Below are 18977 nucleotides of genomic sequence, written 5' to 3'. Positions count from 1 at the left end.
GTTGGAAACCATGAAGTCTTTACTGGAGTCAGGCGACGCAGAAAAACTGCTCACTGCCTCAATCAACGGCGAGTTGCCGGATGCACGTGGTCGTTTCGGGCCGTTCGGTGGACGGTACATTCCTGAAACGCTTGTGCCTGCATTCGAACGGCTTGAACAAGGCGTTCGCACTTATCTGTATGACGAGGACTTCCAGAAGGAATTTCGCGCCGAGTTGCGCGACTGGGTTGGTCGGCCGACTGCGCTGACGCCCGCGCCTACACTGAGTGCCCGCTGGGGTTGCGACGTATGGCTGAAGCGCGAAGATCTCGCGCATACCGGTGCCCATAAAATCAACAATGCGATTGGCCAGGCCTTGTTGGCGAAACGGCTCGGAGCAAGACGGGTGATTGCCGAAACCGGCGCTGGTCAGCACGGTGTCGCGTCGGCTGCGGCGTGTGCGCGGGTTGGGCTGCCATGTACTGTTTACATGGGCGCGCTCGACATGAAGCGCCAGGCACCCAACGTGGATCGTATGCACCGCCTCGGTGCCGAAGTCGTCGCGGTCGAGAGTGGTGATGCGACTTTGCGTGCCGCCATTGATGAAGCCATGCGATGCTGGGTGTCGGATCCGGATGGTATTTACTATTTGCTGGGTTCGGCTGTAGGACCGCATCCGTATCCGTGGCTGGTGCGCGAACTGCAAAACGTAATCGGCCAGGAAGCACGCGAGCAAATGTTACGGCTTGCCGGCGGCTTGCCGGACGCAGCGTTCGCCTGCGTCGGCGGTGGATCGAACGCAATCGGTCTGTTCTATCCACTGCTGGCGGATGCGCAAACCGAGTTATTCGGTGTTGAGCCTGGCGGTCGCGGTCCGGGCCTCGGCGATAACGCAGCGACGCTAGCCACGGGCCGACCGGGTGTCTTGCAGGGCAGTTACACGATGATCCTGCAGGACGACGACGGCCAGGTGCAGGAAACCCATTCAATCTCAGCCGGGCTCGATTATTCCGGTGTGGGTCCTGAGCACGCGTTGTTGCAGGCTATTGGTCGCGTGAATTACATCATGGCCAGCGACGAGGAAGCTCTGGAAGCACTGGGCGAGTTATGCGAGGCGGAAGGTATTCTGACCGCCCTGGAAACCGCACACGCTTACGCGGCCGCAAAAAAATGGGCGGCAAGCAACCCCGGTAAACGTATTCTGATCGGTAACTCCGGTCGCGGTGACAAAGATATGCCAACCCTGATCCAGTACCCGGTGAGTGCCCGCAAATGAGCGCGCACGAATCAATTAGCAATGCGCTGCGTGCCGCGAACGATGCCGGGCGGCCGGCCCTGATACCGTTCATTACCGCAGGTTATCCGAAGCTTGATGACTTCATGGACGTGCTGGCTGCGGTCAGCGAAGTTGGTGATGTGGTTGAGGTAGGTGTGCCCTTCTCGGACCCGATGGCCGATGGCATGACGATTCAGCGATCCAGCCATGAAGCGATCAAGAACGGCGTATCGTTGCGCTGGATTTTCGAGCAGCTGACTGCGAACCGCGATAGGGTCAAAGCACCTGTTGTGCTTATGTCCTACATGAACCCCTTGTTGGCCATCGGCTACGAGGAACTGGCGAAGCGTGCACTGTCAGCCGGAGTTTGCGGGTTTATCGTGCCGGATCTGCCATTCGAGGAGAGCGATGAACTGCGTGCCGCGCTCGAAAAGCAGGGGCTGGGCGTCGTGCAATTGGTTACCCCGGCAACGCCTGCCGAACGATTGCAACTACTGGCAGATTCGTCGCGCGGTTTTCTGTACGCGGTAACAATCACCGGTATCACGGGCGGTGACGGCGGACTACCCGATGATCTTGCCGCTTATCTCGACCGGGTAAGCCAGGTATCGCCGCTGCCGGTTTGCGCGGGTTTTGGCATCCGTGCGGCCAGCGACGTTGCGAGCGTTGGTCAGCATGCGGCGGGTGCTATCGTGGGTTCGGCGCTGGTTGAAGTGCTGGAACGCGGTGAAGACCCGGCGGCCTTCCTGCGTAGCCTGCGAGACTAAGCGACAAGGAGACGGCCATGCGAAAACTCACGACAGCGCCGTCGATCATAACAATCAACCACTACCGCAATCTGTTGCAGAGCGAGGGCATCGACGCATTTCTGCGCAACGAGCATCTGGGTTCTATTGTCGGCGAAATGCCGTTTCAGGAAGTCTGGCCGGAACTGTGGATCAACAACGATCTGGACTACGATCGGGCATTGCAGCTCATCGATACCGAGACCTTGTTACAGGAAAGCCCGGGCGAAGTATGGCGTTGCAGCAATTGCGGCGAAGATAACGAAGGTCAGTTTGCCGCCTGCTGGAGTTGCGAGCTCGAAAACTGATTCAGGCGGCGTTGATGTGCAACAGGCGGGCGCCAGCGATTTCGTTACGCAGAATGCTCGATACTTTTTCCGCTTGCATCGGCTTGCTGATCAAAAAGCCCTGTGCGAGGTCGCAATCACAACTCTTCAGAAACTCCAGCTGCGTAATCGTCTCAACGCCCTCTGCGGCTACTTCAATGTTCAGCCCGCGTGCCATCGCAATGGCGGCGCGCACGATACGCTGGTGACTGTGGTTGATTTCTACGTCTTGAATCAGACTGGGGTCGAGCACGAAACTGTCGATGACGCCGGTGTCGAGTGACGTGAACGAGATGTCGCGTGTGCCGAAGTTGTCGAGTGACAAGCGCACACCCAGACGGCGCAGTGCTTCCAGTAGCTCCCGTTCAGTAGGCCGACGGCCGACGATGTCGCCATCCGACAATTCGAATTCTATGCAGCCAGGATCAAGCGCCGTATTCGCGATCGCGCGCTCAACGGCATCGACCAGCCGGCCATGCGTCAACTGTTGCGACGAAAGATTGATGGCAACCGACAAGTCGGGAAGATCGAACTGACGTTGCCATGCGGCGAGCTGCCGGCACGCAGTGTCGATTATCCATTCCCCGGCTGAATGTATAAGCCCACTGCTCTCGAGAATGCTTAGAAAGCGCGCTGGCGGTAACAGGCCGTAGCGCGGATGCTGCCACCTCAGCAACGCTTCGAGGCCAATCAGGCGCCCGGACAGTACGTCGATGCGCGGCTGGTAATGCAGTATGAACTCGTTACGCACCAGCGCGTGTCGCAGGCCAACCTCAAGCTCGTCGCTTTGTTCAAGCTTGGCGTTAAGGGCAGCAGAATAATATTGAAAGCGGCCACCACCGCGCTTTTTAGCCTGATACATGGCTACGTCAGCCGCTTTCACCAGGCGATCTGTGGTCAGTCCCGATTCGGGGTACAAAGCAATGCCGATGCTGGGCGTTGCGTAGACTTCGCTTTCATTGATGGTGTATTTCTCGGACAGCACCAGCAACAGTTTCTGCGCAACGGCTGCAGCGTCATCGGCGTCGCCAAACTCTTCCAGGCAAGCGACGAACTCGTCACCACCCCAACGACCGCAAAAGTCACCAACCCGGAGATTGCTCTGAATACGATTGGCAACCTGACGGAGTAATTCATCGCCGCAGTCATGGCCAAGCGTGTCATTGATGGATTTGAACCGGTCGAGGTCAATAAACAAAACGCCGAGCGGCCGTTTGCTCCGTTGCGCGCGGCCCATGGATTTTTGCAGTTGTCGGGAAAACAAGCGGCGGTTCGGCAGCATGGTCAGGTCGTCGTACTCAGCCCGCTTCTCCAGCTCGAGCGTCTTGTACATGACTTCGGTGACATCGCGAAACGTGATGACGCCGCCGACCAGCGATTGGCTGGAGTTATAAAGCCCCTGTCCGTTGATACTAAGCAATGTATCGGCCTGTTGCTCGGCACGGTGCAGTGCAATCTGATTGCTGAATTTTTCACCGCGACGAGCACGAAACAGCGGTTGCAGAGTCTGCCCGGTTTGCGTGACTCCGTCTGCTTCAAGGGCGCAGAAGGTCGTGACCCATTCCGGTCCTGGCGTGCCACGTCGTGGCAGACCCAGTATCGAGCGGGCCGCCGGGTTGATGTCGAGTACATGCCCTTCACTGTCCACGACGATCACGCCGTCGTTGATGCTCTTTAGTATAGACAGCACGGTGTCGTCAGCTTCTGACAGGCTTTCGAGCAATCGGTGGCGCTGTATGGCGTGATCAAGAATTCCTGCTTGCCGCTCCACGCTGCTGTCGTCCATGCACAGATAACCCTGTGCGCCGACACGTACCGCGGCGACACCACGATGCTCATGGTCGCGGTCTGTTACGGCAACCAGCGGAAAAGCGGTGAAGGATCGAACAAGGTTCTTCAGGATTTCGCCAGAGCGACCCATGCCAGGCCCGGTCTCAAACAATATGATATCGACACGGCTGTCTTTGGCCGCTGCAACAGCAGAGGCGGGATTGTCGCAGACGATTAACCGCTCGCAGCAATCCAGTTGCTCGAGTCTGTGCAGGAAGTCTTCGGCAAATTCACGATGGCCGAGATACAGAACGATATAACTCGCCATCAGCTACATGTTGCCGGCATTGGTTGCGATCCCTTTGACTGTGCCTGCGTGGTTAGTTTCTGGTCGCTACTATCCATGCGCCATTATGTTATTTCTTTTTCGTTTCGGTTTGGCGTTACGCGTTAGATTTTCCCCAGCGGCATAATACCAGAATAGTGCCCGCGCACAGGCTTCCGTTTCGTGTCGTACCGGCTGCTTTTTTCTGCTCCGACGAGAGTGGCGAAAGGCTGCTGGAAATACTGCTGCCGATTGCTGTGGCTATCGGTACCGCCCCCGCCAGAAATCGCGGGTTACCCCCTGCTCGACCGCTTTCTGGGGCACAATTCACACTTCTACTGCGCCAATTGCTTAAACCAAACAGCGACGACGGACGTCCAAACAGCAAAGTACGGGAGATTACGGCTTTGGGAGCGTCTGTGGCCGCCAATCGCGAGGAAGATGAGGCAGTGGCGGTAAGCAATCAGGGTGCGGGCGATGAGCAAACGCTTATTGCTTTGGCACAGAAAGGCAGTTCGACGGCGTTCGAGGCGCTTTATCGCCTGCACGTCGGCAAAGTCTACGGACTGTGTCTGCGCATGACCGGCAATGCGAGCGAAGCCGAAGATTGTGCCCAGGACGCCTTTATTCAGGCGTGGACGAAGCTTGAGTTGTTTCGGGGGGATAGCGCATTTGCAACCTGGTTGCACAGAATCGCCGTCAATGCAGTACTGGGACGTATGCGTAAGTCCCGTCGGGAACACGACCGCTTGCAGGTGGTACGCGATATAGCGCCGCCCACCGCGACTGTCGGTGACAGTGGCGGCTTGCAGGATCTGGAGCAGGCGCTCGACGAATTGCCAGCCGGTGCCCGCCACGTGTTCGTGCTGAACGCCGTATACGGTTACAGCCACGATGAAACAGGCGAAATGCTGGGTATCGCGAGCGGTACCAGCAAGGCACAACTACACCGCGCGCGCCGCTTGCTGGCGCAGCAACTGGAAGGTGCAGAGACATGAACAACAATGAAATGACGGACAGGGAACGTGAGGTGCTGAAACGGGCGCGGAACATCGCGACTGATGTTCAGCCTGCGCGCGATTTGTGGCCGGGTATCGCTGCCGCTATTGACGTCAGTGAGCGGCCAGCTGTGCAAGCCGGGCGACGCTGGCCGACAATGTTCGCGCAGGCGGCGGCTGTGTTGTTGCTGGTCGGCGCGTCGTCCGCATTGACCTGGGTCACCATGAACAACACAACCGTTACAGTCGATCCGGTGGTCAGTTCCGGCGAGTTGACCTTCGAGCCTGTCTCTGGCTCGTTTGGTAGCAAATACAGTTTCGGGCCAGACTTTCAGGATGCGCGCGACAGTCTGGTGGTTAAGCTCGACCAACAGCTGGAGCGTTTACCCGCCGAAACGCGGCTCGAAGTTGAGAAAAATATCGCCGTAATTCGAGCGGCGATTGCGGAAATCAACAAGGCTCTGGCGCAAGAACCGGACAATGTGTTGTTGCAGGAATTGCTGCTCAGCACCTACAGCGAAGAACTGGCGATCATGCAAAAAGTCGATGGAATCAGCCATGCGGTCATGCGCCGCACGGATATCTAGGGATTGGCAACCGAGGTTCGCAGGGGTGCAGCGGCAACGCGCACGAACCCGACACACGAGATACTGAAATGAGCAGGACTATTAAAGGATTCGTCGCAGTTGCTTTGTACCTTGCCGGTACTGCTTTTGTGGCCGCCGAGGAAATTCGGCAAATTATCGACGCGAGCGAAGATGGGCTGGTGTCGATTTCCAATCCGGCCGGGACAATCGAGGTGAAAGGCTGGTCGCGTAATCAGGTTGAGGTCAACAGTGATCTTGGTCGCGGTGTCGAAGAGCTGATCTTTGAGCGGGATGGCAATGAAGTGAAAGTCATCGTCAAAATCCCGCGCAACAATGCGCGTGGAGCGTCAAGTGATCTGGAAATTCGCGTGCCGCAAAACAGTTCAGTCAAGATCGCCGGCGTTAGCGCGGACATCGTGACCAACGACATACACGGTTCGCAGCGACTGCAATCCGTCAGTGGTGACATTGATACTTACGCGTTCGAGTCGGACGTTGATATCGATACCGTTAGTGGAGACATAAACGTCCGCGGTGATGACAAAGAACTGCACGCAACGATTGGTTCGGTCAGTGGCGATATTGATATCGTTGGTTTGTCGGGTGAGATCGAAACCGGCTCCGTTAGTGGTGACGTGGTGGTAGCCGGAGGTCGGTTTACGCGGGTCGCCATGAACACTACCAGTGGTGACATCGACTTTCGCGCACAGTTGTTGAGTAAGGGCCGGCTGGACGTGGAAACGATTAGCGGCGACGTTGATATTGAGTTCGCGGGCGAAATTTCCGCGCGTTTCGACGTGGAAACCTTCAATGGCGATATTCGCAACTGCTTTGGGCCGGAATCACGACGTACCAGCAAGTACGCGCCAGGGCGAGAGCTGGTGTTCACCGAAGGTGGCGGTAGCGCCCGGGTCACCATCCGTACTTTGAACGGCGATCTGCAAATGTGTCGCGATTAAGCGACGCTGGCGGCGAATAAGGCCCGGAATTAGCCGTAAATCATAAAAAAGCGGAACGGCCTCACACGCAGGCGGTCATTGATATTTGATATCCTTCGCCGTTCGTTGCAAATCCCCCGGAGCCGTATGAACCGCTTATTCAAAGTCCTGACGCTGGCCATCGCCGGCATCGTTCTGTTGGTCGTGTTGAGCGCAGTCGCGATACTGCTGTTCGTTGACCCCAACAACTTCCGTGACGAAATAGCAGCGAAAGTTGAAACGGCCACGGGTCGCAACCTGACGATCGAAGGCGATCTCTCCGTAAGCATTTTTCCCTGGCTTGCCGTGGAGATGGGCGAAACCCGCCTGGGCAACGCGGCCGGTTTTGACGATGAAGCCTTTGCGAGCTTCGAATCGGCGCGGCTGAGCGTGCGCTTATTACCTTTACTGCTTCGGCGCGAGATCGCAGTTGGAACGGCATCGCTCGAATCGTTGCGACTCAATCTTGAAGTCAGCAGCGATGGCAACAACAACTGGCAGGACCTCGCGTCCAGTGACGATGCAGGCGCCGCAGCGACGCAAGATGATGCCTCAGGTTCCGGGCTGGCGGGACTCGATATCGCCAGCGTAGAAATCAGCGGCGCTGAAATACGCTACCGCGACAGGCAAAGCGGCGCCGAGTACACCCTGAATGAAGTTAATCTCAGCACTGGGCGTATCGCACTGGGTACACCTTTTGATGTACGCGGCGAGTTTGCATTTGACGCGAAGCCGGATGCCATCAGCGGCCAATTGGTCATGTCAGGCGTGGCCAATATTGCGGACGATTTCGCCAGCATCGCACTCGATGATCTGGTTATCGACGGCGTCGTCAGCGGTATTGCCAAAGACAGCACTGAGGTAGGTCTGGCTGCGGCGACCCTGAAGGTCGATCTCGAGAACAGCCGGCTCGCACCCACCAGCCTGGTATTGACGGCGTTGGGCCTGACGGTCGACGCAGACGTGCGGGCGTTGTCCTGGGCCAGCGACCTTACGGCTGACGCCGGCATTAAAGTGGCACAGTTTTCATTGCCTGAGCTGCTTGCTTTGCTGGACATCGAAGCGCCGGAAACGGCTGACCCGAATGCTTTGCAAAAACTTTCGTTCAGCGCGGATGCCGCGCTGGATGCCAGCGCCCTGACCCTGGGCAAGATGAATATGCAGCTAGACGACACCACGATCACGGGTGAGCTGGCGTTGCCAATGAGTGGTGATGCACCGATTCGTTTCGACCTGAACGCTGATCGTATGGATGTTGATCGCTACATGGCGCCGGCCAGCGAAGATGATACCGCTGCGGATTCTGCTGCTGCCGATGACTTCGAGATTCCTGTCGAAATGATCCGCGGCCTTAATGCGCGAGGCAACTTACGACTTGCTGAAGCCACATTTTCCGGCATGCTCTTTACCAACATGCAGCTCGGTCTGAACGTGAGTGGCGGCAAGCTGCAGCTCAACCCGCTGTCGGCAGAGCTTTTTGACGGCACCTACTCAGGTGATGTTCGTATTGACGCTTCGGGTGAGACTCCCAAGCTGTCGCTGAACGAACAACTTACCGGTGTCAGCCTGACACCGCTGGCGCAGGCCATGTTCGAGCGTGACAACATTACCGGCAGCATCGCCGGCCGCTTCGTGCTGACGGCGCGCGGCAAAACGTTGTCTGCCATGCGGCAGAATCTGAACGGCACTATGTCATTCGAGCTGGCGGATGGTGCCTGGCAGGGCGTGGATATGTGGCAGCAATTGCGCACAGCCCGTGCCCTGTACAAGCGCGAAGAGCCGCCTCCGGCGAAAACGCCGGTGCAGACCGAGTTCAGTTCGGTTAAAGCGACCGGAACCGTCACAGACGGTGTCTTCAGCAACGACGACTTGTTGGCAGAAATGCCGTTCCTGCAGCTTACCGGCAATGGTGTTGTGAACCTCGTGGCAGGCGAGATCGACTACGCATTACAGGCTCGCGTACTCGAGCGCCCGGAGTTTGTGCGCGGTGCCACCGACGCAGAACTGTCCGAGTTCACCGAAGCACTGATACCCGTCCGCGTGCGCGGACCGCTGGCTGATCCCAGCGTACGGCCTGATATAGAAGCGATGTTCCGCAAAGAAGTGGAGGACTCGTTGAAAGAGAAAGGTGACGAGTTGCGTCAGAGATTGCTCGACCGCATTGCGCCGCCCAAGGATGCGCCGGCAGGCGATACGGCCGAGGGTGCTGCGACTGACAGCGCAGAGCCCGCCGAAGAGCCGAGCGTAGAGGACCAGCTTAAGGACAGGCTGAAGAAATTACTTGAGAGATAGCACTTTCCAATACTCTGCACGCGGTTGCTTCGGCCTGTTGCTGGCGGCATTGGCATTACTTGCCGTGCAGTCGCCAGTCACTGGCGCCGACCTGCAGAAGGTTACCGTCGAATTCGAGAACGATCGCTATCGACTTGAATCAAGGGCGCGGTTTGATGTCCGGCGGGCTGATCTGTACCGGGTGTTAACCAACTACGACTTGTTCGAAAAGTTCACGTCGGCTTTTGTGGAAACGCGCAATCTGGCGCCGGATAATGCCGGTCGTCCGGGCTTTTTCACGCGTATGGAAGGCTGCGTATTGCTGTTCTGCAAATCTATGCGGCGCACGGGCCATCTGGTTCTTAATCCACCCTCCGAAATTATCGCGATTGCACACAGAGACAGCAGTGACTTCAATTTCAGTCGTGAACGCTGGGTGTTGCAGGACGACGGTGATGGCACCTTGATGACCTACTACTTCGAATTGGAACCGGCTTTCTGGGTGCCGCCGGTAGTAGGACCGTTCGTGATCAAACGCGTACTCCGCGCAGGTGGCATCGACGCTGTTGATCGTATCGAAGCGGTTGCCCAGGGCAAGGAACCGAAACCTTAACGGGTTCATGCAAGGCCCCGGCTTTCCTTGTCGCGCGGGCAAGCAGACAATGACTTCGTGAAAACTTTCGCTGAACAGTTGCTAGCCTGGTTCGACCTGCACGGTCGTCACGACTTGCCGTGGCAACAACAACCCACACCTTACCGGGTCTGGGTTTCCGAAATCATGCTGCAGCAGACCCAGGTTGCAACGGTAATCCCCTACTACACCCGGTTCATGCAGTCCTATCCTGATATTCAGCGACTGGCGACCGCACCCGTCGACGATGTCCTGCATCACTGGTCAGGACTTGGCTATTACGCGCGCTGCCGCAATCTGCACAAGACAGCGGTGACGATTTGCGAGGAATACGGCGGAGAGTTCCCGGAGCAATTCGATGAGGTCTTGGCCCTGCCCGGCATCGGTCGTTCCACGGCGGGCGCGATTCTGGCGCTGTCGCGCAATGCGCGTCATGCGATTCTTGATGGCAACGTCAAGCGGGTGCTGGCGCGCTATCACGCCATTGACGGCTGGCCTGGCATTGCCGCCGTTGCTGCGGCGTTGTGGCAGAAAGCGGAACAGCATACGCCGGAATCGAGAGTGGCCGATTACACTCAGGCGATCATGGACCTGGGTGCAACGCTGTGCACCCGCAGCCGGCCGCGCTGTGGTGACTGCCCGTTGCGGACGGCGTGTCAGGCCTGTGCCAGCAACACCCAGAGTGATTACCCGGGGCGCAAACCGCAGAAAGTTCGGCCACAAAAATCCACGGTTATGCTGCTCGCACTGCACGAAAATGCGGTATTCCTCGAGCGACGTCCACCGAGCGGTATTTGGGGCGGCCTGTGGAGTCTGCCGGAGATAGCGAGCACGGAAGACGTTGATGACTGGCTGCAGACCCGGCTCAATGCGGGGGTATTGACCGTGGAATCATGGCCGTTGCTACGCCACAGCTTTAGTCACTACGATCTCGATATTCAACCGCTTACGGTGCGCCTTTCAGGGGTATCACGTACAGTGGCGGACCTGCCGGGCGCCTGGTACCCGCTGGATCAGCCACTGAACGTCGGCCTGGCAGCACCGGTTAGCAAATTACTGGCACAATTGGATATCACGCACTGAGAAGGTCCTGTTCGACATGTCACGAAACGTACACTGCATCCTGCTGAAAAAAGACGCCGAAGGTCTTGACTACGCGCCGTACCCGGGCGACCTGGGCAAGCGCATCTATGACAACGTGAGCAAGGAAGCGTGGCAGCAATGGGTCGCGCATCAGACCATGCTTATTAACGAGTATCGCCTGACGCCGATTGAGCCGGAAGCGCGCAAATTTATTGAAACCGAAATGGAGAAGTTCTTTTTCGGCGGCGGTTCGGCCAAGCCCAAAGAGTTCGTACCGAACGCTTGAGTTTCAGTCTCGTACGCAGTACTGAATAGAAAAGTACTCGCGTTCATCCATCCAGACTGTGTGCACCGTGAAGCCTGCGCTGCTGGCGAGTTCGCTGAAACTCTTCAGCGTGTACTTGTGCGAGTTCTCGGTGTGCAGCAGTTCGCCCGGTTCGAAGTTGAAACTGCGTCCGCCTATCGTAACGGTCTGAGCTTGCAGGCTCTTCAGGTGCATTTCGATACGGCTCTTGGCGCTGTTGTAGTACGCCACGTGCTCGAAGGCATCAATGTCGAAGTCTGCTCCAAACTCATTGTTCAACCGCTGCAACAGATTGAGATTGAAACTGGCGGTTACGCCCGCGCTGTCGTCGTAGGCTCGTTCCAGAACCTCCACGCTTTTTTGCAGGTCAACGCCAATGAGCAGTGCGCCGCCCTCGCCCGCTTCCTCGTGCATGACTTCCAGCAAACTCTTTGCCTCTTCAGGCGAAAAATTTCCGATGGTCGAACCGGGAAAGTAGACAATATTCCGAACGGGTGCGATGACCGGATCCGGCAGCGCGAATGGCTGAGTGAAATCCGCAGCAACCGGCAGAATTTCTATATCCGGAAAATCAGCGGCCAGACTCTCGGCAGAAGCCAGTAAGTGATCCCTGGATATGTCGACAGGTACATAGGCCGCCGGTTTGATCATGTGCTCCAGCAACAAGCGGATTTTGAGACTGGAGCCGCTGCCGAATTCTATAAGGCTGGCCTCCGCGCCTATCAGTGCCACCATTTCGTGCACTGTATCCTGCATGATCGACAGCTCTGTTTGTGTCGGGTAGTACTCTGGCAGTTCGGTGATCTGTTCGAACAGCAAAGAGCCCGCCTCGTCGTAAAAGAACTTCGGTGACAGTGTCTTTTGCGCCCGGCTGAGCCCGGCCAGTATCTCGGCGAGGTCGTCAGTGACTGCCGCGTCCTGCTCAGTCAGTTCCAGTTGCGGTGCTTCCTGTGACATGGGTGTTCCTTACGCCTGCGCGGCGCTTTTTGCTAAACGCAGGCCCAGGAACTGCCAGCGAGCGTCGGGGTAAAAAAAGCTGCGATAGCTTGTCCGCATGTGCTCGCGCGACGTCACGCAGGAGCCACCACGCACGGTCATCTGGTTGCACATGAACTTGCCGTTGTATTCACCAAGCGAACCCGCCAACGGTTCGAACCCGGGGTACGCCGTGTACGGCGACGCGGTCCACTCCCAGGCATCGCCATAAAACTGCCCGCTTCCCGCAACCGGCTGCCAGACGTTGTTGTCGAGAAAATTACCTTCGATCTCCCTGGCGGCGGCAGTCTCCCACTCCGCTTCCAGTGGCAGACGGGCGCCAGCCCAGCGCGCGTAGGCATCAGCTTCGTAATAACTGATGTGTGTGACGGGTGCGTGAAGATCGAGCGTGCGCAGGCCGGCCAGCGTGAATTCCTGTTCGAGGTCCTCACTCCAGTACAACGGGCGTTGCCAGCCACGCTCATTGAGTACACTCCAGCCGTCCGACAACCACAGCGCCGGCTTACGGTATGCGCCATTCCGAATGAAGTCGCGATATTCGCCGTTGGTTACGAGTCGGCTCGCGAGACTGTGTTCCTGCAGCAGCACGCGGTGCCGCGGTGTTTCATTGTCGAAGCAGAATGCGCTATCACCGTTCGTGCCGATCTCCTGAATCCCGGAGGCACCGACCTGCCAGTGCAAGTCCGCAGCAATTGATGCCGACGGAATCGAGAGACCGGGGTTGACCGCAGGCAGCAATGGATTGCAGGAAAACACGTGTTTGATATCGGTCAGTAATAACTCCTGGTGTTGCTGCTCGTGATGCAAGCCCAGTGTCGTTCGCTGTTCAAGTTCCGGGTCGCCCTCGCGGCGTGCGATGAGTGCATGCATCTGCTCGTCGACATGCTGTCGGTACTGCAATATCTCATCTACCGTTGGTCGCGACAGCAAGCCACGCTTTGGGCGCGCGTGCATCTGTCCGACACTGAAGTAGTAGGAGTTAAACAGGTAGTGAAACTGTTCGTCATAACGGCGGTACCCGGGTGAAAAATGCTCGAGTACAAACCGCTCGAAGAACCAGCTTACATGCGCGAGGTGCCACTTTGTCGGGCTGACGTCCGGCATGCTTTGGACGACGAAGTCTTCGGGCACCAGCGTGCTGCACAGTCTTTCGGTTGTACTGCGGACTTCCTGATAGCGCGAAAGCAACGGCCCTATGGCCTGCGAACTGGTGGCGGCTTCCCTGTCTGGCAGCATGGAAAAGGTCCTGATGGAAGCGGCGAATCAGCGTAAGTGCTGCCCTGTATATTGTCAAAGCGCCGATATCGTGCGGCGCTCGTCGTGTGCCCCTTAAGACCGCGGGTCGCGTGGCCGGTTCAATGGCAGAACGGCAGGTCGCTGCTGGCTGCGGCTTTCAGCTTGATTGCTGCGGAAGCACGGGCACAGAGTTCACGGTATCTGTATCGAAAAAAGCCGGCAGCGCCAGGGACAGGTATATCTGCAAAGTCACAGCCTGTGGCAATGCGCTGACTACCTGAACCTGGCGCGCCGGAGGCTGTGCAGGGGGGACTGCACGGAGTGTCCTTTGGCCGAGCGGGCGAAACTCGCCTCGTCTGCGGAGCGTTTGTGTGGCTCCTTTCGGGTTCGGGAAACCCTTCCCCGAATTGTGCCGTGTGAGCGGGCGCAGTGAGGTCGGCGTTAATACCGAACGATACTGCGGCAGTCCGTTTTCGTGGGGCATCCGGCCTTCCCTGCGTGAGCTGTAATCGCTGGTTAGAGCGCTTCAGCGTGTACGGGAAGGGCCTGCTCGAAAGTGAGCGTTGCTTGTCGGATTGTTCGTCCAACAGCTTGTAAGGCACTGTATTTCAAACCATCAGAACTGAATAGTCGGTTCTATTGCGGTGCCTGCTACGGTATTGCCGTAGAGTCGAGGGTCACCAATACTTCGAAAAAACCGATATAGTCGGTCGATTAATACGAAGTTCCTTTCAGCACCGACGCCCTATAATCCACGCTACCCGCACGTGGAGGCACCGAATGATCAGCAAGAGTCTTAACTACAATCACCTGCATTACTTTTGGGTGGTTGCTAACTCCGATTCACTGCTGAGTGCGTCAGCCATCCTGCATGTCACGCCGCAGACCATCAGCGGCCAGTTGCGCAAGCTGGAAGAGCGTATAGGCGAGCGGCTGTTCACGCGAAGTGGCCGCGGACTGGCACTGACGGAAACCGGCCGCGTTGTGCAGGCCTACGCCGACCAGATTTTCCGCAAGGGTGAAGAGCTGCAGGAAGTGTTGCGCGACGGCGAGATTCGTCGGCCGATCAGTTGTAACGCGGGCATCGCAATGGTGGTTCCCAAGTTGATTGCGTACAGGACTTTAGAGCCGGTCCTGAAGATGGAGCAGCCTGTCCGGCTTTATTGTCATGAAGCTCCGGTAGAAAGCTTGCTCGCTGATCTGGCAGTCCACAAACTCGACCTTGTTCTAACCGACAGTCCGGTAAACAACAGCTACCCGGTCAAAGCGTACAACCATCTCCTGGGAGAATCGGGTTTGTCGTTCTTCGCGGCCCGTCGATCCGTAGCGCAATATCAAGGACGGTTTCCGCACAGCCTGCATCGCGCAGAATTCTTGTTACCAGCACGAACCTGTGCGCTAAGGGACAGCCTTGCGCAATGGTTCGAGAGCAACAGCATTCAGCCACGCACGGTTGCAGAATTTGAAGACAGCGCATTGATGAACGCATTTGGTGAGGCAAATACCGGCGTTTACGCGTTGCCTACGGCGATGGAGAGTGACATCTTGCAGCGCTACAAAGTGGGCGTTGTTGGTCGCACGACGGAGATAACGCAGAGCTTCTATCTGATTTCTACCGAAAGACGGTTACGGCATGCAGCCGTTGTTGCGATCAAGAAGGCAGCCGCCAGCAACCTGGCGTGGTTGAGTAAGAGCTGAGGGCAGGGCGTGTTACGCGATCGGCAATTCGGTCGTCTTGCGTACCGTGCGAATGGCAACGCTGGAGTTCACGCGCGCAACGCCGGGCAGGCGAGTGAGTGACTCGTTGTGCACGCGCTCAAAGTCAGCCATATCCGAGACAACAATTCGTAACAGATAATCAAACTCGCCGGTCATCAGATAGCACTCCATTACTTCCGGCAAATGCTGCACGGCTTCTTCGAACGCGGCGAGCTCGCTTTGTTCTTCGCGGTTCAGGGCTATGTGTACGAAAACGTTGCCCGCCAAACCAGCCTGTTTCTGATTCAGCAACGCGACGTAGCGTTCAATCAATCCTTTCGCTTCCAGTGCCCGTACCCTTCGCAGGCAAGCTGATTCGGACAGGTTAACTATCCCCGCCAAAACCACATTGCTGATTCGGCCGTCTTGCTGCAGGGCTTGCAGGATCGCGCGGTCATACCGGTCCAGGCTCATGAGGGAATCTTGTGTAAAAAGGAGTTTGAACGACAGAATATGCCAGTAAATCCCGGATATGTCACTGATACGGCAAGGAACTTGCTCATAGGGGGGCGTATATTGCGTGGCATAACCAAAAAACAGGGGAGGCTAGTAATGAAAATCGGCGTGCCAAAAGAAATCAAGGTTCTCGAATACCGCGTAGGCATGGTCCCGGCGGGTGTTGGAGAGCTGGTCCACGACGGACACGAAGTCCTGGTCGAGACCGGTGCAGGACTCGGAATCGGCATGACCGATGAAGATTACCAAGCGGCGGGTGCAACCGTTCTAGCGACCCCCGAAGAAATTTTCTCTGCGGCTGACATGATCGTCAAAGTGAAAGAGCCGCAGCTACATGAATGCGCAATGTTGAGGAAAGGGCAGGTGTTGTTCACTTACCTGCATCTGGCGGCTGATCCGGCTCAGGCCGAGGCGCTCGTCAAGTCCGGCGCAACGGCAATTGCCTACGAGACCGTTACCGCCAAAGACGGTTCACTTCCATTGTTAACCCCCATGAGCGAAGTAGCGGGTCGTTTGTCGATTCAGGCTGGCGCCTTTGCGCTGCAAAAGGCGAACGGCGGACGCGGTGTGTTGCTCGGCGGTGTGCCGGGCGTTCCACCGGCCAAAGTGCTGGTTGTCGGCGGCGGTGTTGCGGGTACGCACGCGGCGGAGATGGCGGTTGGTATGGGCGCTGATGTCACGGTGCTTGATCGTTCGGTACCGCGCTTGCGTCAACTGGATACAATTTTTAACGGTCGCGTGCACACGGTGTACTCGACCAAGGACGCGATGGATCGTCTTGTTCCTGACGCGGACCTGGTTATAGGCGCGGTCTTGATCGCTGGCGCAGCGGCGCCGAAGCTCGTTACCCGTGAGCACGTCAAGGCTATGCGCCCTGGTGCAGTGCTGGTGGATATTTCGATCGATCAGGGTGGTTGTTTCGAAACCAGTCGTCCGACGACTCACGCCGAACCGACCTACCTCGTGGACGATGTTGTTCACTACTGCGTGACCAACATGCCGGGCGCTGTCCCACGTACATCGACGTTTGCCCTGACCAACGTGACTCTGCCGTTCGCGAAAGCGCTGGCGAATCACGGCTGGCGGGAAGCATTGCGCCGGGATTCGCACCTTGCGATGGGTCTGAACGTCCACGACGGCCACGTCAATTACGAAGCGGTGGCCAAGGAGCTGGGTTATCAGTATTTGTCGGCCGAAGACGCCTTGAAAGCGGGATAATCGGCCGCAATATAAGGGTTACAGAACGCTGCCTGATTCACCTCCCCCCTCTGAATCAGGCCAGTTTGAAGCCGGGCGCAAGCCCGGCTTTTTTTGTGCCTGTCGCTGTTCCCAATAGTGCGGCTTGTCAGCGTGCCGACAACAATCCGTCGATAAGCGCGAACGCTTCATCGCTGTCCGACTCTGCAAGCCAGAACAACGCCTGCTCCCGCAACTCGCGACCCATGGTCTTGTCCTTAACTATGCGCACGAGACCGGAGATGCCGCGCCCGTCCGGCAATTGCGACAATGCGAATACCGCACTTTCACGTACTTCCGTGCTGCGGTCGTCCCGCATTGCCTGGAGAATGATGGCCTCGCTTTCTGCCGCCCCAGTTTGCGCCAGCCAGAACCAGGCCCGGCCACGAACCTCTGAATTTTTGTCAGTGCGACCTTGCCGGGTCAGCAGCTCGGTCTTGTCGACAGCGTTAGATTGCGAGAGAGAAAACGCCGCGTACTCGCGAAGATCAGTGCTCGTGTCGTCAAACATTATTTGCACGAGCGTGTCTTTACCATCGGCGATTCGCACCTGACCCAGCCAGAATATCGCGCGCTCGCGCAGCTCCGTGTTCTGATCGTGCAACGCAAGATTGCGTACATAACTCAGAGCTTCCGAGCCCCGGTGCATGCTGATAGCCGGCAGTGCATCGTTGTCATCGTCATTGCGAACGTAGGGTGCCAGCCAGTCGAGGCTATCGGCAGCCTTGACCAGCCCCAGATCGCTAATTGGCTTGCTGGCTTCGACGGGGCAGGCTGGACTCAAAGGTCGAATGCGCTCCACTTTGCCATCCACCAGCAATGCGTAAATCTGTAGTTCCCCGGTTTCCGGCAGGTAGCCGTCCGTGTTGCTGAAGCCATAGTTGCGGTTGTCGAGTTGGCAGGCGACGGGCGTCGACCGGCCACTCTTCCAGTCCACGCAGCACCAGTTCGGAGCGTCATCGACGACCGGGACGCGCCAGGTGTACCAGCCATCGACCGCCGCACCGGGGAGTGCATAAACAGGTGCTGGCCAAAGCGTGATCAGCAAACAGGCCGTGAAGAAGGTACGCATCAGTCGTCCTCCAGAGTGGCATCGATAATGTCCCATACGGCATCGCTGTCCATGTGCACCAGCATTTGCAGCAACTCACGCTTCTCAGCTGCATCCGTGCTTTCGCGGAACAACAGGAGCACACCTTCGTCGTAGCCGGAAATCAGCATTGCCTCGAGCGCGGCTTCTTTCAGATCATCGTTGTCGGTGTTGCGATAAACGCTCATGAAGGTTTGATTTGCATCATCGTCGCCGGCGATAGCGAGACCTTCGAGCGCTTCAGCCTGGCGTTCCGGTTCACTGCTGTCCATTGCAAGTTCGCGCAGCGATTCGACGTCGCCAGCTATGGCGTAGGCTTCGATCAGTGCCTCGGACATGCCCTTCTTACTGCGCAGCGAACGCAGGTGTTCGGTAGCTCTCATCGCACCGAGCGTCTCCACCGCATCCTCGAACTCATCGGCATCCACGGCGGCTTCGGCGATGGCCAGCACGGCGTCAGCATCGTCGGTAATCAGATAGGCTTCGAGAACGGCTTCGCGCATGTCCCTATCACCGTCGCGATAGAGTTCCTTCAGCATTGCAAGCGCATCGGGCTTGCCGCTGATGCCTATCATGCGCACGGCTTCTTCCCGCAACTCGCCGTTATCGCTGCGGGCGACTTCGATAAGCAAATCCTGTGCTTCCTGATTGTCGATCTGGCTCAGGATGAACAGAGCGTGCTCTTTCACCTCATCACTGTCGTCGCCACGCAGTACCCGTGTAACGAGCGGTAACGCCCGGTCGGCAGGCGCTGTGATCAGCGATTCAATGGCGACAATTTTTAGCTGTTCGGATTCACTCAAGCCGTCGCCTCTGCCAAAGGCGACAGACGACAGGCCAATGATGATGCTTGCGCCGACTAACTGTTGAAGTTTGTTCATAAGGGTCTTCCT

The 18977-nt window shown here is 57.4% G+C and carries 18 protein-coding genes; 12 read left to right on the top strand and 6 right to left on the bottom strand.

The features are described from left to right. Positions 1 to 10 precede the first annotated feature (10 nt). The 3 genes from trpB to AC0L8N_RS08805 are packed head-to-tail and all read left to right on the top strand — an operon-like array spanning position 11 to position 2348. The gene (gene trpB / locus AC0L8N_RS08815) at positions 11 to 1255 is read left to right on the top strand and encodes a tryptophan synthase subunit beta (RefSeq protein WP_473667265.1); all 1245 of its coding nucleotides are present in this window, start codon (positions 11 to 13) and stop codon (positions 1253 to 1255) included. Further along, entirely contained in the window at positions 1252 to 2022 is a 771-nt protein-coding gene (gene trpA, locus AC0L8N_RS08810; protein WP_473667264.1) for a tryptophan synthase subunit alpha, read from the top strand. Before trpB ends, trpA begins: the two co-directional genes overlap by 4 nt. A 17-nt stretch (positions 2023 to 2039) precedes the next feature. Continuing rightward, on the top strand, positions 2040 to 2348 hold the full coding sequence (locus AC0L8N_RS08805; protein WP_473667263.1) for a putative signal transducing protein: 309 nt from the start codon (positions 2040 to 2042) through the stop codon (positions 2346 to 2348). Position 2349: 1 nt separating this feature from the next. Here the strand turns inward: AC0L8N_RS08805 and AC0L8N_RS08800 are convergent, their stop codons facing one another. Continuing rightward, positions 2350 to 4464 carry an EAL domain-containing protein gene (locus AC0L8N_RS08800; RefSeq protein ID WP_473667261.1) on the bottom strand — a complete coding sequence of 705 codons (2115 nt, stop codon included), beginning with the start codon at positions 4462 to 4464 and terminating at the stop codon, positions 2350 to 2352. Between the two features lie 344 nt (positions 4465 to 4808). On the opposite strand from AC0L8N_RS08800, the gene AC0L8N_RS08795 reads away from it, so the two are divergent. From AC0L8N_RS08795 to AC0L8N_RS08765, 7 genes are all read left to right on the top strand, one after another. Next, on the top strand, positions 4809 to 5459 hold the full coding sequence (locus AC0L8N_RS08795; RefSeq protein WP_473667260.1) for an RNA polymerase sigma factor: 651 nt from the start codon (positions 4809 to 4811) through the stop codon (positions 5457 to 5459). Continuing rightward, positions 5456 to 6046 carry a hypothetical protein gene (locus AC0L8N_RS08790; RefSeq protein ID WP_473667259.1) on the top strand — a complete coding sequence of 197 codons (591 nt, stop codon included), beginning with the start codon at positions 5456 to 5458 and terminating at the stop codon, positions 6044 to 6046. The genes AC0L8N_RS08795 and AC0L8N_RS08790 overlap by 4 nt, the downstream gene beginning before the upstream one ends. A gap of 68 nt (positions 6047 to 6114) precedes the next feature. Beyond that, entirely contained in the window at positions 6115 to 7005 is an 891-nt protein-coding gene (locus AC0L8N_RS08785) for a DUF4097 family beta strand repeat-containing protein (protein ID WP_473667258.1), read from the top strand. Positions 7006 to 7131: 126 nt separating this feature from the next. Continuing rightward, the gene (locus AC0L8N_RS08780) at positions 7132 to 9315 is read left to right on the top strand and encodes an AsmA family protein (RefSeq protein WP_473667257.1); all 2184 of its coding nucleotides are present in this window, start codon (positions 7132 to 7134) and stop codon (positions 9313 to 9315) included. Further along, positions 9305 to 9907 carry an SRPBCC family protein gene (locus AC0L8N_RS08775; RefSeq protein ID WP_473667256.1) on the top strand — a complete coding sequence of 201 codons (603 nt, stop codon included), beginning with the start codon at positions 9305 to 9307 and terminating at the stop codon, positions 9905 to 9907. Before AC0L8N_RS08780 ends, AC0L8N_RS08775 begins: the two co-directional genes overlap by 11 nt. Before the next feature lie 57 nt (positions 9908 to 9964). Further along, positions 9965 to 11008, top strand: coding sequence for an A/G-specific adenine glycosylase (gene mutY / locus AC0L8N_RS08770; protein WP_473667254.1), 1044 nt, complete (start codon positions 9965 to 9967; stop codon positions 11006 to 11008). A 16-nt stretch (positions 11009 to 11024) separates the two neighbouring features. Next, complete coding sequence (locus AC0L8N_RS08765; RefSeq protein ID WP_473667253.1) at positions 11025 to 11294, top strand: oxidative damage protection protein; 270 nt, start codon at positions 11025 to 11027, stop codon at positions 11292 to 11294. Between the two features lie 3 nt (positions 11295 to 11297). Here the strand turns inward: AC0L8N_RS08765 and egtD are convergent, their stop codons facing one another. Both egtD and egtB read right to left on the bottom strand, forming a co-directional pair. Then, positions 11298 to 12269 (bottom strand): L-histidine N(alpha)-methyltransferase, encoded by a 972-nt coding sequence (egtD, locus tag AC0L8N_RS08760; RefSeq protein ID WP_473667252.1) that lies wholly within the window; start codon positions 12267 to 12269, stop codon positions 11298 to 11300. A 9-nt stretch (positions 12270 to 12278) separates the two neighbouring features. Further along, positions 12279 to 13544, bottom strand: a complete 1266-nt coding sequence (egtB, locus tag AC0L8N_RS08755; RefSeq protein ID WP_473667251.1) for an ergothioneine biosynthesis protein EgtB — start codon at positions 13542 to 13544, stop codon at positions 12279 to 12281. Positions 13545 to 14324: 780 nt separating this feature from the next. Between egtB and nhaR the strand changes: the two genes are divergently transcribed. Continuing rightward, complete coding sequence (nhaR, locus tag AC0L8N_RS08750) at positions 14325 to 15242, top strand: transcriptional activator NhaR (protein WP_473667249.1); 918 nt, start codon at positions 14325 to 14327, stop codon at positions 15240 to 15242. A gap of 12 nt (positions 15243 to 15254) precedes the next feature. On the opposite strand, the gene AC0L8N_RS08745 is transcribed toward nhaR, so the two are convergent. Beyond that, positions 15255 to 15716 carry an Lrp/AsnC family transcriptional regulator gene (locus tag AC0L8N_RS08745; RefSeq protein ID WP_473667248.1) on the bottom strand — a complete coding sequence of 154 codons (462 nt, stop codon included), beginning with the start codon at positions 15714 to 15716 and terminating at the stop codon, positions 15255 to 15257. A gap of 138 nt (positions 15717 to 15854) precedes the next feature. Between AC0L8N_RS08745 and ald the strand changes: the two genes are divergently transcribed. Further along, on the top strand, positions 15855 to 16976 hold the full coding sequence (gene ald, locus AC0L8N_RS08740; protein ID WP_473667247.1) for an alanine dehydrogenase: 1122 nt from the start codon (positions 15855 to 15857) through the stop codon (positions 16974 to 16976). A gap of 127 nt (positions 16977 to 17103) precedes the next feature. Here ald and AC0L8N_RS08735 read toward each other — a convergent pair whose 3' ends face one another. After that, positions 17104 to 18066 (bottom strand): HEAT repeat domain-containing protein, encoded by a 963-nt coding sequence (locus AC0L8N_RS08735; RefSeq protein WP_473667246.1) that lies wholly within the window; start codon positions 18064 to 18066, stop codon positions 17104 to 17106. Beyond that, positions 18066 to 18965 (bottom strand): HEAT repeat domain-containing protein, encoded by a 900-nt coding sequence (locus AC0L8N_RS08730; protein WP_473667245.1) that lies wholly within the window; start codon positions 18963 to 18965, stop codon positions 18066 to 18068. The genes AC0L8N_RS08735 and AC0L8N_RS08730 overlap by 1 nt, the downstream gene beginning before the upstream one ends. Positions 18966 to 18977: the final 12 nt, after the last annotated feature.

The sequence above is a fragment of the Woeseia sp. D3-10 genome (assembly GCF_055809415.1).
The sequence above is the reverse complement of the archived record's forward strand: the minus strand, read 5'-3'. Positions and strand labels throughout refer to the sequence as shown.

Excerpts from the sequence above, each read along its gene's own strand:
- AC0L8N_RS08765 (WP_473667253.1), top strand. The coding sequence starts at position 11,025 with ATGTCACGAAACGTACACTGCATCCTGCTGAAAAAAGACGCCGAAGGT.
- AC0L8N_RS08790 (WP_473667259.1), top strand. The coding sequence starts at position 5,456 with ATGAACAACAATGAAATGACGGACAGGGAACGTGAGGTGCTGAAACGG.
- trpB (WP_473667265.1), top strand. The coding sequence starts at position 11 with ATGAAGTCTTTACTGGAGTCAGGCGACGCAGAAAAACTGCTCACTGCC.
- trpA (WP_473667264.1), top strand. The coding sequence starts at position 1,252 with ATGAGCGCGCACGAATCAATTAGCAATGCGCTGCGTGCCGCGAACGAT.
- AC0L8N_RS08745 (WP_473667248.1), bottom strand. The coding sequence starts at position 15,716 with ATGAGCCTGGACCGGTATGACCGCGCGATCCTGCAAGCCCTGCAGCAA.
- AC0L8N_RS08800 (WP_473667261.1), bottom strand. The coding sequence starts at position 4,464 with ATGGCGAGTTATATCGTTCTGTATCTCGGCCATCGTGAATTTGCCGAA.
- egtD (WP_473667252.1), bottom strand. The coding sequence starts at position 12,269 with ATGTCACAGGAAGCACCGCAACTGGAACTGACTGAGCAGGACGCGGCA.
- AC0L8N_RS08780 (WP_473667257.1), top strand. The coding sequence starts at position 7,132 with ATGAACCGCTTATTCAAAGTCCTGACGCTGGCCATCGCCGGCATCGTT.
- AC0L8N_RS08805 (WP_473667263.1), top strand. The coding sequence starts at position 2,040 with ATGCGAAAACTCACGACAGCGCCGTCGATCATAACAATCAACCACTAC.
- egtB (WP_473667251.1), bottom strand. The coding sequence starts at position 13,544 with ATGCTGCCAGACAGGGAAGCCGCCACCAGTTCGCAGGCCATAGGGCCG.
- AC0L8N_RS08785 (WP_473667258.1), top strand. The coding sequence starts at position 6,115 with ATGAGCAGGACTATTAAAGGATTCGTCGCAGTTGCTTTGTACCTTGCC.
- AC0L8N_RS08730 (WP_473667245.1), bottom strand. The coding sequence starts at position 18,965 with ATGAACAAACTTCAACAGTTAGTCGGCGCAAGCATCATCATTGGCCTG.
- AC0L8N_RS08735 (WP_473667246.1), bottom strand. The coding sequence starts at position 18,066 with ATGCGTACCTTCTTCACGGCCTGTTTGCTGATCACGCTTTGGCCAGCA.
- ald (WP_473667247.1), top strand. The coding sequence starts at position 15,855 with ATGAAAATCGGCGTGCCAAAAGAAATCAAGGTTCTCGAATACCGCGTA.
- nhaR (WP_473667249.1), top strand. The coding sequence starts at position 14,325 with ATGATCAGCAAGAGTCTTAACTACAATCACCTGCATTACTTTTGGGTG.